11 protein-coding genes are annotated in these 11,964 nt (G+C 34.7%); 2 read left to right on the forward strand and 9 right to left on the reverse strand.

Annotated elements, in window-relative coordinates; translation table 11 throughout:
* Positions 1–191: 191 nt before the first annotated feature.
* A complete protein-coding gene (locus ACHRWY_RS12170) occupies positions 192–971 on the reverse strand; it encodes a DeoR/GlpR family DNA-binding transcription regulator (RefSeq protein ID WP_395354889.1) in 780 nt (259 codons plus the stop codon).
* A gap of 190 nt (positions 972–1,161) precedes the next feature.
* Between ACHRWY_RS12170 and ACHRWY_RS12175 the strand changes: the two genes are divergently transcribed.
* Entirely contained in the window at positions 1,162–3,465 is a 2,304-nt protein-coding gene (locus ACHRWY_RS12175) for a family 20 glycosylhydrolase (RefSeq protein WP_395354891.1), read from the forward strand.
* A 64-nt stretch (positions 3,466–3,529) separates the two neighbouring features.
* On the opposite strand, the gene ACHRWY_RS12180 is transcribed toward ACHRWY_RS12175, so the two are convergent.
* The 3 genes from ACHRWY_RS12180 to ACHRWY_RS12190 all read right to left on the reverse strand — a co-directional run bounded on the left by ACHRWY_RS12180 (position 3,530) and on the right by ACHRWY_RS12190 (position 7,041).
* Complete coding sequence (locus ACHRWY_RS12180) at positions 3,530–4,276, reverse strand: succinate dehydrogenase/fumarate reductase iron-sulfur subunit (protein WP_072964183.1); 747 nt, start codon at positions 4,274–4,276, stop codon at positions 3,530–3,532.
* A gap of 81 nt (positions 4,277–4,357) precedes the next feature.
* A complete protein-coding gene (locus ACHRWY_RS12185) occupies positions 4,358–6,358 on the reverse strand; it encodes a fumarate reductase/succinate dehydrogenase flavoprotein subunit (RefSeq protein WP_318804217.1) in 2,001 nt (666 codons plus the stop codon).
* An 11-nt stretch (positions 6,359–6,369) separates the two neighbouring features.
* Positions 6,370–7,041, reverse strand: a complete 672-nt coding sequence (locus ACHRWY_RS12190) for a succinate dehydrogenase cytochrome b subunit (RefSeq protein WP_395354892.1) — start codon at positions 7,039–7,041, stop codon at positions 6,370–6,372.
* A 320-nt stretch (positions 7,042–7,361) separates the two neighbouring features.
* Between ACHRWY_RS12190 and ACHRWY_RS12195 the strand changes: the two genes are divergently transcribed.
* A complete protein-coding gene (locus ACHRWY_RS12195) occupies positions 7,362–8,723 on the forward strand; it encodes a hydroxymethylglutaryl-CoA synthase family protein (RefSeq protein ID WP_395354894.1) in 1,362 nt (453 codons plus the stop codon).
* A gap of 459 nt (positions 8,724–9,182) precedes the next feature.
* Here the strand turns inward: ACHRWY_RS12195 and ACHRWY_RS12200 are convergent, their stop codons facing one another.
* The 5 genes from ACHRWY_RS12200 to ACHRWY_RS12220 all read right to left on the reverse strand — a co-directional run bounded on the left by ACHRWY_RS12200 (position 9,183) and on the right by ACHRWY_RS12220 (position 11,946).
* Positions 9,183–9,554: a hypothetical protein gene (locus ACHRWY_RS12200; protein ID WP_395354896.1), complete on the reverse strand. Its 372-nt coding sequence runs from the start codon at positions 9,552–9,554 to the stop codon at positions 9,183–9,185.
* Between the two features lie 59 nt (positions 9,555–9,613).
* The gene (locus ACHRWY_RS12205; RefSeq protein ID WP_395354897.1) at positions 9,614–10,186 is read right to left on the reverse strand and encodes a hypothetical protein; all 573 of its coding nucleotides are present in this window, start codon (positions 10,184–10,186) and stop codon (positions 9,614–9,616) included.
* Positions 10,187–10,287: 101 nt separating this feature from the next.
* Entirely contained in the window at positions 10,288–11,028 is a 741-nt protein-coding gene (locus tag ACHRWY_RS12210) for a LytTR family transcriptional regulator DNA-binding domain-containing protein (RefSeq protein ID WP_395354899.1), read from the reverse strand.
* 78 nt (positions 11,029–11,106) lie between these two features.
* Entirely contained in the window at positions 11,107–11,544 is a 438-nt protein-coding gene (locus ACHRWY_RS12215; protein WP_395354900.1) for a GNAT family N-acetyltransferase, read from the reverse strand.
* A 24-nt stretch (positions 11,545–11,568) separates the two neighbouring features.
* Complete coding sequence (locus ACHRWY_RS12220; RefSeq protein WP_395354902.1) at positions 11,569–11,946, reverse strand: nuclear transport factor 2 family protein; 378 nt, start codon at positions 11,944–11,946, stop codon at positions 11,569–11,571.
* Between the last annotated feature and the right edge of the window lie 18 nt (positions 11,947–11,964).

Genomic DNA, 11,964 nt, shown 5'->3' on the forward strand with positions numbered 1-11,964 from the left:
AACATAGTTTTTTTAGCTAAAAATAAGGCGTTTTACTTATTTAAAATACACATAGCTAACTATGTGAAAGGAATGGGTTTCTTTTTGTATTCTTGTTTACACATAAAATCTATGTTTCTATGTGCTAAATTGAAGTTGGTATCGCCCGAGCGAAGCGAACAGATGAAGTAATTACACCCGACAGGTTGGACTTAAAGAAAAACTAAACTGGGAACTGCCTTTTTATACGATTGTAATTTTTCGTCGTTTGGATCAACTTCCGTGACAACGTAATCAACCTCAGATAAGTTGGCAATTTTCATTTTTAGAACCGTATCCAGTTTTTCAGAAATAGTCAGAATCGCTGTTTTTTCAGAAGCCTGAATCATTGCTTTTTTTACCTGAACAGTTTCCCAATCAGAGTCTGAGAAACCACCTTCGATATCAAGGGCATTGGTTCCTAATATTAATAAATCAACTTTAATATTCGCCAACTGATTGTAGACATCGCCGCTCACACACATTTGGCTGTAAGAGGAAATGCTGCCGCCAATCATGATAATTTTAACATTGGGTTTATCCAGAAGTTCAACGGCTGATAAAACCGTAACAGTAAAAATAGTAAGATTCAAATCATCAGGAATCAAGCGAATGAACTCGCGAATTGTAGTTCCGCCGCCAATTAACAAAACCATTCCGTCATGAAGTAAACCTAACGTTTTTTGAGCGATAATTTGTTTGGATTCGCCTGCATAAGTCTGATTATTAGCTGAAGAATGGTGATAGGCTTTTGTCATCGCACCACCTTTTACCTTAATCAATAAAGATTCTGATTCAAGTTCGTTAATATCACGTCTTACCGTATCTTCTGAAACAAATAATTTAGTCGAAAGCGTTTCAAAACTTACACGGGTATGCAAGTTTATCTCTTTTAAAATAAGATTTTTACGTTCTTCCTTAGTGTAATTAACCACTTCATTATCATTACTCATGCAAATTCATTTTTATTGAAAGCAAATGTAAACAATAAATGCAATATTATTGCGAAACAAATTATAACACAATGTAATAAAAAAGTTAATTCGCCTATTTTAAAGACATTTAAGTATAAATTCATTTTGCAAAAAAAATGCAAACCGAACCAATAAACTCTATTTTTGTTGAACAACCAAAAAAGCAACCATGCAAAAAATTCTATTTCTTCTTTTACTATTTTGTTTTTCTTTCGGAAATGCCCAAACTTCTTTCGTAAATAATTCTATCATTCCTGCTCCCAATTTTTACAAAGCAACCGGAGATAGCATTCGTTTAAACGGACAGATAAAATTTACTTTCGAAAAAAACAAATACAGTGCAAGAGAGCTTAAAACAGCACAGATTTTTGAGTCGGCTATCAACTCAAATGTGTCGAATAAAAAAAGTACTATTGAAGTTTTATTCATTGCTAAAAACCCGGCTGAATCTTTAAAAAAAGAAGCGTATAAAATCATTATTACGCCAAAAAAGATTACCGTTACCGGAAGTGAGGAAGGATTATTTTATGCCGTTCAGAGTTTATTACAGCTTTTACCGAACAAACCAAAAAATCAGGAAGTAAAATTGCCTTGTGTAACCATAGAAGATGAGCCCAGATACAGCTATCGCGGGCTTCACCTGGATGTTTGCCGTCATTTTTTTTCTGTTGATGTCATAAAAGATTTTATCGCACAAATGTCCAGTTATAAGCTAAACAACTTTCATTGGCACCTAACAGACGATCAGGGCTGGAGAATTGAGATCAAAAAGTATCCAAAATTGACTGAAGCAGGTTCAAAAAGAGCACAGACTTTAGTGGGGAATAAATTCGAAAGATCACCTTATTTTTTTGACGGAAATCCATATGGAGGTTTTTATACGCAGGAAGAAATTAAGGACGTTGTAAAATTTGCCGAAGATCATTATGTGAATATTATTCCTGAAATCGAAATGCCCGGTCATGCAACAGCAGCGGTTACCGCTTATCCCAATTTATCTTGTTTTCCGGATCGTCCTTATAAAGTGGCAGAATATTGGGGTGTTTTTGATGATATTTTCTGCGCCGGAAAAGAGGAAACTTTTACTTTCTTAGAAGATGTTCTGACAGAAGTTATGGCTTTATTTCCAAGTAAATATATTCATATTGGTGGAGACGAATGCCCTAAAACGAGATGGAAAGAATGCCCGAATTGCCAAAAAAGAATCAAAGATCTGGGTTTGAAAAATGAACATGAATTACAAAGTTATCTTACTACCCGAATAGAAAAATTCCTAAATGCTAACGGAAGACAAATCTTAGGCTGGGATGAAATGCTCGAAGGCGGATTGGCACCAAACGCCGCTGTAATGTCATGGCGAGGAGAATCTGGCGGAATTGCAGCCGCAAAACAAAAACACAATGTAATTATGAATCCGGAACAAGTGCTTTATCTGGATTATAACCAGGGCTATTCGCCGAATGAGCCTTTAACAATTGGAAGATTAACCACGGTTGAAAAAATGTATAATTACAACCCAACTCCGGTTGATAGTTTAACAGTTGAAGAGCAAAAATATATCATAGGCGTACAATCTAATCTTTGGTCAGAATACTTAACAAGTCCGGCTAAACTAAATTATATGATCTATCCCCGAGTATTTGCTTTAGCAGAAATTGCCTGGACAGAACCTCAAAATAAAAATTACAATCATTTTATTCTAAACCAAATACCGTATCATTTAGAAAAACTGGAAGCACAAAAACGATTGTACAAAGTTCCAACGCCTTTTGGAGCAAATGAAATGGCATTAATTGCATCAAAATATGTTTTGGATTTAAAGCCAACCATCAAAAATGGACAGATTTTCTACACTATTGATGGTTATAATCCTGATGAAACGGCTGAACTTTACACTAAACCTGTCACAATAAACATTCCGAAAGGAGAATTCAGAACCATAAAAACAGTTCAGATTAGTCCAAGCGGAAGGAGAAGTTCCATCAATAAAATATTGGTTCGAAACCCGGATTTAAAACCGGCTTTAGCTATAAAACCAACTAAGAAAGGGTTGAAATTTGATTATTACACCGGAACATTATTCCAGCAAGTACAGGATTTAGAATTGGCAAAACCTGTAAATTCGGGTATTTTTGAAGGTGTGATCAGCAGTGAAAAATGGAAAACGAAAACGGAGCGCTATATCGGCTTAAAATTCGACGGATATCTCTATATCTCAGAAACGGCAAATTATACGATTTCAACGCTTTCAGACGACGGGTCAAAGCTTTTTATCGATAATGAATTAGTAGTCAATAACGATGGCATTCATTGGCTTAACGAAGCGTATGGAGCTATAAAACTCGAGAAAGGATTCCATAGACTAAACATTAGCTATTTCGATCAGATTGGCGGAACTACTTTAACGTGTTTCATTCAGCAGGAAGGGAAAGAAAAACAAGAAATAAGCGCTTCACAATTGTATTACGAATAGCGCATAAAAAAAGGTTCCGACATATCGGAACCTTTTTTTATATAAACTAAAAGTACTTTTTTAATTATCCTTGTAAACTTGCTGATAAATACTCACGATTCATACGTGCGATATTTTCAAGAGAAATTCCTTTAGGGCATTCTACTTCACAAGCTCCAGTGTTGGTACAGTTACCAAAACCTTCATGATCCATTTGGTGCACCATGTTTAATACACGATCAACAGCTTCAATTTTACCCTGAGGCAATAATGCATATTGAGAAACTTTTGCAGCAACGAACAACATTGCCGATGAGTTTTTACAAGTTGCGACACAAGCTCCACAACCAATACAAGCAGCAGCATCAAATGACTTATCTGCATCGTGTTTGTTTATCGGAATTGTATTCGCATCAATTGTATTTCCTGAAGTATTTACCGAGATAAATCCTCCTGCGTGTTGAATTCTGTCAAAAGAACTTCTGTCAACCACTAAATCTTTAATTACCGGGAAAGCTTTTGCTCTAAACGGCTCGATAAAAATCGTATCACCATCTTTAAACATACGCATGTGTAACTGACAAGTTGTAACTCCTCTGTCTGGTCCGTGTGCTTCTCCGTTGATGAATAATGAACACATTCCGCAGATTCCTTCACGACAATCGTGGTCAAATGCTACTGGCTCTTCTCCTTTATTGATCAATTGTTCGTTAAGAACGTCAAGCATTTCAAGGAAAGACATATCCGGTTCGATTCCGTCAATTGGGTAATCAACGATTCCTCCTTTATCCTGGGCGTTTTTCTGACGCCATATTTTTAATGTAAGTTTCATACTGTTTTAGTTTGAAAGTCCTAAAGTCGAAAGTCGAAAGCCTTTCTTTAAGACTTTTGACTTTCGACTTTCGACCAAATTTTATTTATAGCTTCTTTGAACTAATTTAATGTTTTCGTAAACCAGAGGTTCTTTGTGTAATACGGCATCACTTGGTTTTCCTTTGTATTCCCAGGCTGCAACGTATGCAAAGTTTTCGTCATCACGAAGTGCTTCTCCTTCTTCTGTTTGGTATTCTTCACGGAAGTGACCTCCACAAGACTCATTACGGTGTAATGCATCTTTTGCGAACAACTCTCCTAACTCTAAGAAATCGGCAACACGTGTCGCTTTCTCTAATTCCTGATTAAATTCGTTAGCGCTTCCAGGAACTTTTACATCTTTATAAAACTCTTCACGTAAAGCGGCAATTTCTTCGATAGCTTCAGTTAAACCTTTAGCATTACGAGCCATACCTACTTTATCCCACATGATTTTTCCTAATTTCTTATGGAAATAATCTACAGAATGAGTTCCTTTATTATTGATAAATCTGTCGATTTGATCTTTTACTTCTTTTTCTGCTGCTACGAATTCCGGTAAATCTGTAGAAATTGGTCCCATTTTAATATCCGGAGCTAAATAATCTCCAATAGTATAAGGCAATACAAAATATCCATCAGCCAAACCTTGCATCAAAGCAGAAGCCCCAAGTCTGTTTGCTCCGTGATCAGAGAAGTTAGATTCTCCAATGGAGAAACATCCCGGAATTGTAGTCATTAAGTTATAATCAACCCAGGTTCCACCCATTGTGTAGTGAACTGCCGGGTAAATCATCATTGGTGTTGTATAAGGATCTTCGTCAACGATTTTGTAATACATCTGGAATAAGTTTCCGTATTTACTTTTCACGATTTCAGCCCCTAATTTCGTTACCAAAGCCGCATCATTTGCATCTAAACCTTTTACGAAAGCTTCCTCAGTTCCGTAACGTTTGATCGCTGCAGCAAAATCTAAGTAAACAGCTTCTCCGGTTTTGTTAACACCAAAACCAGCATCACATCTTTCTTTTGCAGCACGGGACGCCACGTCACGAGGTACTAAGTTACCAAAAGCAGGATATCTTCTTTCTAAGAAATAATCTCTCTCCGCTTCAGACAAGTCAGTTGCTTTTTTCTTTCCTTCACGAATTGCCTTAGCATCTTCTAATTTTGCAGGAACCCAAATACGACCGTCATTACGCAACGATTCAGACATCAAAGTCAATTTTGACTGATGATCTCCTGAAACCGGAATACATGTTGGGTGAATTTGTGTGTAACAAGGATTTGCGAAAAATGCTCCTTTTTTATGAATTTTCCAGGCTGCTGTTGCGTTACTTCCCATAGCATTTGTTGACAAGAAAAACACGTTTCCGTATCCTCCGGAACCAACTACTACCGCGTGAGCAGAATGTCTTTCTATTTCTCCTGTAATAAGGTTACGAGCGATAATACCTCTAGCTTTTCCGTTCACGATAACAATATCAAGCATTTCGTGACGGTTGTACATTTTTATTTTACCACGACCAATCTGACGGTTCATTGCAGAATAAGCTCCTAACAATAATTGTTGACCAGTTTGTCCTTGTGCGTAAAAAGTACGGGAAACCAAAGTTCCTCCAAAAGAACGATTATCTAATAATCCGCCATATTCACGAGCCAATGGAACCCCCTGAGCCACACACTGGTCAATAATATTAGCAGAAACTTCAGCCAAACGGTGAACGTTTGCCTCACGCGCACGGTAGTCACCCCCTTTTACAGTATCATAAAATAATCTGTAAACCGAGTCACCGTCACCTTTATAATTTTTTGCTGCATTGATACCACCTTGTGCTGCAATAGAGTGCGCACGACGAGGTGAATCCTGAAAGCAGAAAGCTTTTACGTTATATCCCTGCTCAGCCAAAGTAGCCGCAGCTGAACCTCCAGCCAAACCTGTACCAACGATGATAATATCTAAATTACGTTTGTTTGCAGGGTTTACTAAATTAATATGATCTTTATAATCTGTCCATTTGTCCGATATTGGGCCATGTGGAATTTTTGAATCTAATGCCATTATAATTGATATTAATTATGTTGATTGAAATGATGAAATAATGCGATGATTATGAAAAGTGCCGGTACTACAACTGCAAAACCGTAACCTACTTTACTTAAAAATCTTGAGTACTTATTGTGCATCCCCATAGACTGAAGAGATGAACCGAATCCGTGCCAAAGGTGAAATCCTAATAACACAAAAGATATACAATACAATCCTGTACGAATTGGATCATGAAATTTATGCACTAACTCTCCATAATATCTTGTAGCATCCGGAGCAGTACCTGCAATGTATTTATAGGTAACTTCAGGAAACCAAAAATCATAAAAATGCAATCCTAAGAAAGCCAAAATAACCAATCCAGAAATAATCATATTTCTAGAACTCCATGAAGCGTTAGCCGCTCCGTTGTATTTTGCATACGCAATTGGTCTTGCAGCGCTATTTTGAGCAGTCAAAACAAATCCCATTACGAAATGGAAAATTACCCCGATTGCCAAAACTGGTTGCATTACATATTGAATCAGCGGATTGTATCCCATAAAGTGAGATGCTTCGTTAAAAACATTTTCACTAATAATAGAAATAAAATTTAAGGAAACATGCAGCGCTAAAAACGTGATTAAGAATATTCCCGAAAGGGCCATAGCCACTTTCTTTAAGATGGAAGCATTCAATAGTGCAGATTGTGCCATAAGTGTTTAAGTAGTTTGTATTAAAAAATTATACAAAAATAACTCAATTATAAAAGAACTACAACCATTTCGTTGTTATTTATAATGGTTTTAAAGAGCTTCGCGCACAATTATACAAATTATTCAAAAACAACAAAATAAACTAAATTAAAATAGCATTTTTGCCAAATCCTGACTTTTATACAATTGCCAAATTATTATTTTTTCTATCAATTTGACTTATTTTCCTCAAAAATAAAGTCATCATGAATTTTATTAAGTCAAAACAAGTAAATTTTAACAGCATAGTTTTACCTTTATCGGCTTCAAAAAAAATCAGAATGAAAACAGGAATTGACGCTATCTCTTTTGATGTAGCCAACATACATTTACCCATAAAAACTTTGGCAATCGCCAGAAATATAGACCCCGAAAAACTAGAAAAAGGCCTCGGATTAATTAAAATGACTTTGCCGGACGTTCATCAGGATGCAGTAGTTTTTGGAGCAAACGCCTTAACAAAACTGATCCTTGACAGCTCTGTAAACCTAAACGAAATTAGCCGGATTTATGTGGGAACCGAAAGCGGAATCGACAGTTCGAAACCTATCAGTTCTTTCTTAATCAGTTTAATGGAACAAAAATTTGGCGAAGATGCTCTGGCCGAATGTGATGTAGTCGATTTTACTTTTGCCTGTATTGGCGGTGTTGATGCTTTGCAAAACTGTATTGATTTTGTAAAACTAAATCCAGCCAAAAAAGCAATTGTCGTTACAACCGATTTTGCCAAATATGATTTGAACTCCACCGGAGAATATACGCAAGGCGCCGGAGCCCTGGCAATGCTGATAACATCAAACCCAAGAATTATTGCTTTTGATGACCATTGGGCAACGAGCACAAAAGGTGTTTTTGATTTTTTCAAACCTTACAGAACTATCTCAAAGGAATCGATTATGCAAAATAAAAATAACGATCCGTGGTTTGATAATTTAGAAGCCGAAATCGAAATCCATAAAGACCAGCCGGTTTTCGACGGTCAATATTCGAATCAATGTTATATGGATCGCACGAGATCTGCTTATTTTTTGTTCAAGAAACTAAAAAATACAACCGAAACTTTATACAATAGCTGGAACAGCATTATCATGCACCTTCCGTATTCTTTTCAGGGACGCAGAATGTTGTCTGAGATTTATGCTTTAGATCATGCTGATAAAATTATAGCAGAAAATATCGAACCGGCAGATTATCAAACCAAAATTAAAGAAGTTGGAAAATCTGATGAATACAGAAAGTTCGTAACCCAGAAATTACAGCCTGCAGAATTGGCTTCGTCCTTAATAGGAAACCTTTACACAGGATCTATTTTTATGGGATTATTATCGACTTTGGCTCATTACTATGATACAAAACAGGAAGTTGCAGGAACAAAATTCGGGTTTCTGGCTTATGGAAGCGGATCTAAATCGAAAGTTTTTGAAGGAACAATTCAGCCGGAATGGCAATCGGCTTTAGCCAAAACCAAACTTTTTGAAAATCTGGAAGAAAGCGTAGAAATTGGCTTCGAAACTTATGAAAGCCTTCATAAAAAAGAACAAAAGAAAAGTGTTCGAACTCCTCAAAACGAATGGGTTTTAGACCGAATCGAAAAAGAAATCCCTAATTTGATTGGGGCGAGATATTATAAATGGATCAATTAAGAAATTCCAATAAAAAAACCGAAGCTTAACGTTTCGGTTTTTTTATGCTGTTTCTTCAAATTTAACCGCAAAGCCCGCAATGATTTACGCAAAGCTCGCTAAGTTTTGTAATGTTGATAAAACACAAAGCTTTGCGACCTTTGCGCTATTTGAGACATTGCATAGATTAAAAATCTTAGCGTGCGTTGCGGTTAAACAACAAATCACTCCTTCTTATGTTGTTCTGTAAAATTCTGTTTTCCTTTAATAGTTTGACTTTCTACATTCATTCCGTTTGCCATTCCTAACATAAAGGCAGTAATTATTACAAGCATTTTTCTTTTTAACCAATGAAGTGGCCGCTTAGATTGCTCTAAACGTGTTTTGTTTTTATGTTTATACATTTTGAAAATGATAAATGATTAGACATTATTTTATCACCTTATACCTTGAGGCATAAATGCTTAGAAAAAAAATTTCTTAAGCTATGTATAAACTTGTTTTAAAATTACTTGAATTAATTACCTGCTTTACAAAAACAGATCCTCTAATAAATGACGCTAAATCCTGATAAAGAAGTTTTTGCAAGTTTACCAAAACCTGAATTTGAAAACTAAAAATCACTTTTGACTGAAGATAAACTACAGGAATTAAAAACGAAGTTTTTACCAAAGATTTTAATTGCTTGAAAATGTAAAAACGAGAATCACTAAAATCGAATTCTCTTCTTAAAATTACATACGAAGATTGATAATAATCTGCTGATTTTGATTGAAAATCTACCGTACAATCATTCACAATCAGGCTAAAAGCCAGAAAGAGTGAAAGCAGGTATTTTAGATACTTATTCAATAGATTTGTTGTTGTTTTTCAGCTGAACGAAAATACGAATTAAAACAAAACCTACAATTTTATAAATCCTTTTGTTTAATTGTTCCTGTTTCGATTTGATTTCTATAAAGCAACAAACCCAAGCCCAAAACAAAAACAACACAACTCAGCAGCATATAAAGTCCATTTTTTAGTACAAAAAACGAAAATCCAATTGCAGGCGAAGCAATAATAACCATTAACGAACTTATTGTATTTGTTTTGATAAAATTAAGCGCATGCACAGAAAGTCCGATAAATAATAATGAAGGGCCCACCACAATAAAAGGATATAGCACAGAAGGCGTATTGCTAATTTGCTGGCTCAATGCTTCTCTGGCAGAATCATTATTACCAAAACTCCACATTATAAAATCGATTGTACAAAGACCAATATGGGCAATAATACCTAAAGCCGTGACAATTGAAGCTATTACATTTAATATGTTTTTAGGAAACACATCATTAAAAAACAATAATAAACAAGCTCCAATAAGATTAAACCAATGCGCAAAATCGATTGGTATTTGAAAGTCCGATAAAACTTTTGAAAAGAATAAATAACTGATCAGGAAAAATAATAATCCGAGAAGGCAAAGCTGTTTTGTTGTCATAATTAATTTTTTAAATTGATGAGACAAAACTAATAAGAGAATCTCCCGGAAACTCTGATTTTATGGGCTTTGGTACAAAACTATCGGTTTTAGGTACGGAATTATAATGCCAATAAAGTTTCTTTATAATTTTTAGAAACCGGAAGTTCTATTTGAGTTAGAATAAGGGTATTTTGATTTCTCCAGGATTTAAAATGCACAGGATTTATTAAATGAGAACGATGTATTTGCATTAAAAAATCAAAATCTTCCTGAACTTTTTTAAGCGAAGAGCGTATCAATTTTGAAGTGAGCTTACCATTTTCTACATAAAAAATCTCGACATAATTTTGAGCGTTTGAAACACAAACCAAATCTGCTTTTTTGATTTTTAAAACATCCAATCTGTTTTCTCCCCTAAAAGTCAAAACATCTTCTTTTACAGGAATCAGCTTAATCAAATACCTTCTTGCCAGAATAATTACAGGAGTTAAAACCAAGGCAACTTTAATAAAAATTATAACAAAGAACTCTGTAAAACTATATCCACCTTTTAAAATTGGGCTTTTGTAATAAGCATAAATCGCAATACAATAAATCACATAAAAAAGCAGCAGACTCACTACTTCAAACTTCACATTCCATTTTGAGATTTTTTTATAAACGCTTTTTTGAACAATAGCGAGAATAGCATAACATAAAAACGCCATGACACTAAATCCAAAACTGATGAAAAACCAGGCTCTCAAATTTATAGTACCATCGTCAAAAGGTTTTATGATGAAAGCAAAAATGAAAAGCCACAACGCAATAAGTAAACCTACTATCAGATTATGTTTTATGGATATATTGAGTTGTTTCATTGTTATGGAAAACTTTTATTGGCCATTCTAAGAGACCTAACAGGTTTTATTCTATTTTATTTCGACACCAGATTTCGATTACTTATAAATCGTAAATTTATTATGTGTTAAGCCAAAACCGAGGTTTTCGTAAATCAAGACGTTTTCTGTTCGTCTTTTATTTGTTGTAACTTCTATACTTTTCAGGTCATTTTGATCAGCATAATTCATGATTATTTCGATCAATTGTTTACCAATGCCTTGACCGCGATATTTTTGATGGATAAAAAACTCCTGAATTTCACCCACTAATCCGCAATGATGCAAGAGGTTTTGCATATGAAAACTAATAAATCCTACACCTTCATTTTCATTTTCTGCCAATAAGTACAGATTGTTTTTATTCGAAATGTTTTCATTGAAAATTGCCTTAAATACTTCAAAATCTAAAACTTCATTTTCGAGTTCACAAATTGATTGGTAAACAAAATCCAGATCTTGATTTTCGACTTTTCTTATTTCGATTTTTGATTCCATATTAGATTTCGATCTGTTTTACTACTAGCTTACATCACTTAATTTCTGAATTTTATTGTCTGAAAATTCAAAAATTGACTTTCCTTTCAAGTTTAATTTATCTCCAGTTTTCATTCCGTTAGGAAAATCCATTGCCAAAACTGCCTGATAATCAATTTCGATTTCAGTTTTTGATTCAAGATGATTAAAAGCTGTAATAGTTTGCTCTCTTTCTGAAAAATACATTTTTGCTTTTTCGGCTTGTTCCTTAAATTGATCAAGTCCGGTTAACGTCATATTTACTTCACCATTTTGGATATTTTCAAAAACAATATCACTATTAAAATCAGCTATCATTTTATCAATATCGAATTGATTATAACCATCAATATAATTCTGTATTATTTTTTCTCTGTCAATCATAATATATTTCGTTTTTAT

This window comes from Flavobacterium sp. FlaQc-48 (assembly GCF_044007335.1).
In the GTDB taxonomy this organism is placed as follows: domain Bacteria; phylum Bacteroidota; class Bacteroidia; order Flavobacteriales; family Flavobacteriaceae; genus Flavobacterium.

Excerpts from the sequence above, each read along its gene's own strand:
- ACHRWY_RS12170 (WP_395354889.1), bottom strand. The coding sequence starts at position 971 with ATGAGTAATGATAATGAAGTGGTTAATTACACTAAGGAAGAACGTAAA.
- ACHRWY_RS12175 (WP_395354891.1), top strand. The coding sequence starts at position 1,162 with ATGCAAAAAATTCTATTTCTTCTTTTACTATTTTGTTTTTCTTTCGGA.
- ACHRWY_RS12180 (WP_072964183.1), bottom strand. The coding sequence starts at position 4,276 with ATGAAACTTACATTAAAAATATGGCGTCAGAAAAACGCCCAGGATAAA.
- ACHRWY_RS12185 (WP_318804217.1), bottom strand. The coding sequence starts at position 6,358 with ATGGCATTAGATTCAAAAATTCCACATGGCCCAATATCGGACAAATGG.
- ACHRWY_RS12190 (WP_395354892.1), bottom strand. The coding sequence starts at position 7,041 with ATGGCACAATCTGCACTATTGAATGCTTCCATCTTAAAGAAAGTGGCT.
- ACHRWY_RS12195 (WP_395354894.1), top strand. The coding sequence starts at position 7,362 with ATGAAAACAGGAATTGACGCTATCTCTTTTGATGTAGCCAACATACAT.
- ACHRWY_RS12205 (WP_395354897.1), bottom strand. The coding sequence starts at position 10,186 with ATGACAACAAAACAGCTTTGCCTTCTCGGATTATTATTTTTCCTGATC.
- ACHRWY_RS12210 (WP_395354899.1), bottom strand. The coding sequence starts at position 11,028 with ATGAAACAACTCAATATATCCATAAAACATAATCTGATAGTAGGTTTA.
- ACHRWY_RS12215 (WP_395354900.1), bottom strand. The coding sequence starts at position 11,544 with ATGGAATCAAAAATCGAAATAAGAAAAGTCGAAAATCAAGATCTGGAT.
- ACHRWY_RS12220 (WP_395354902.1), bottom strand. The coding sequence starts at position 11,946 with ATGATTGACAGAGAAAAAATAATACAGAATTATATTGATGGTTATAAT.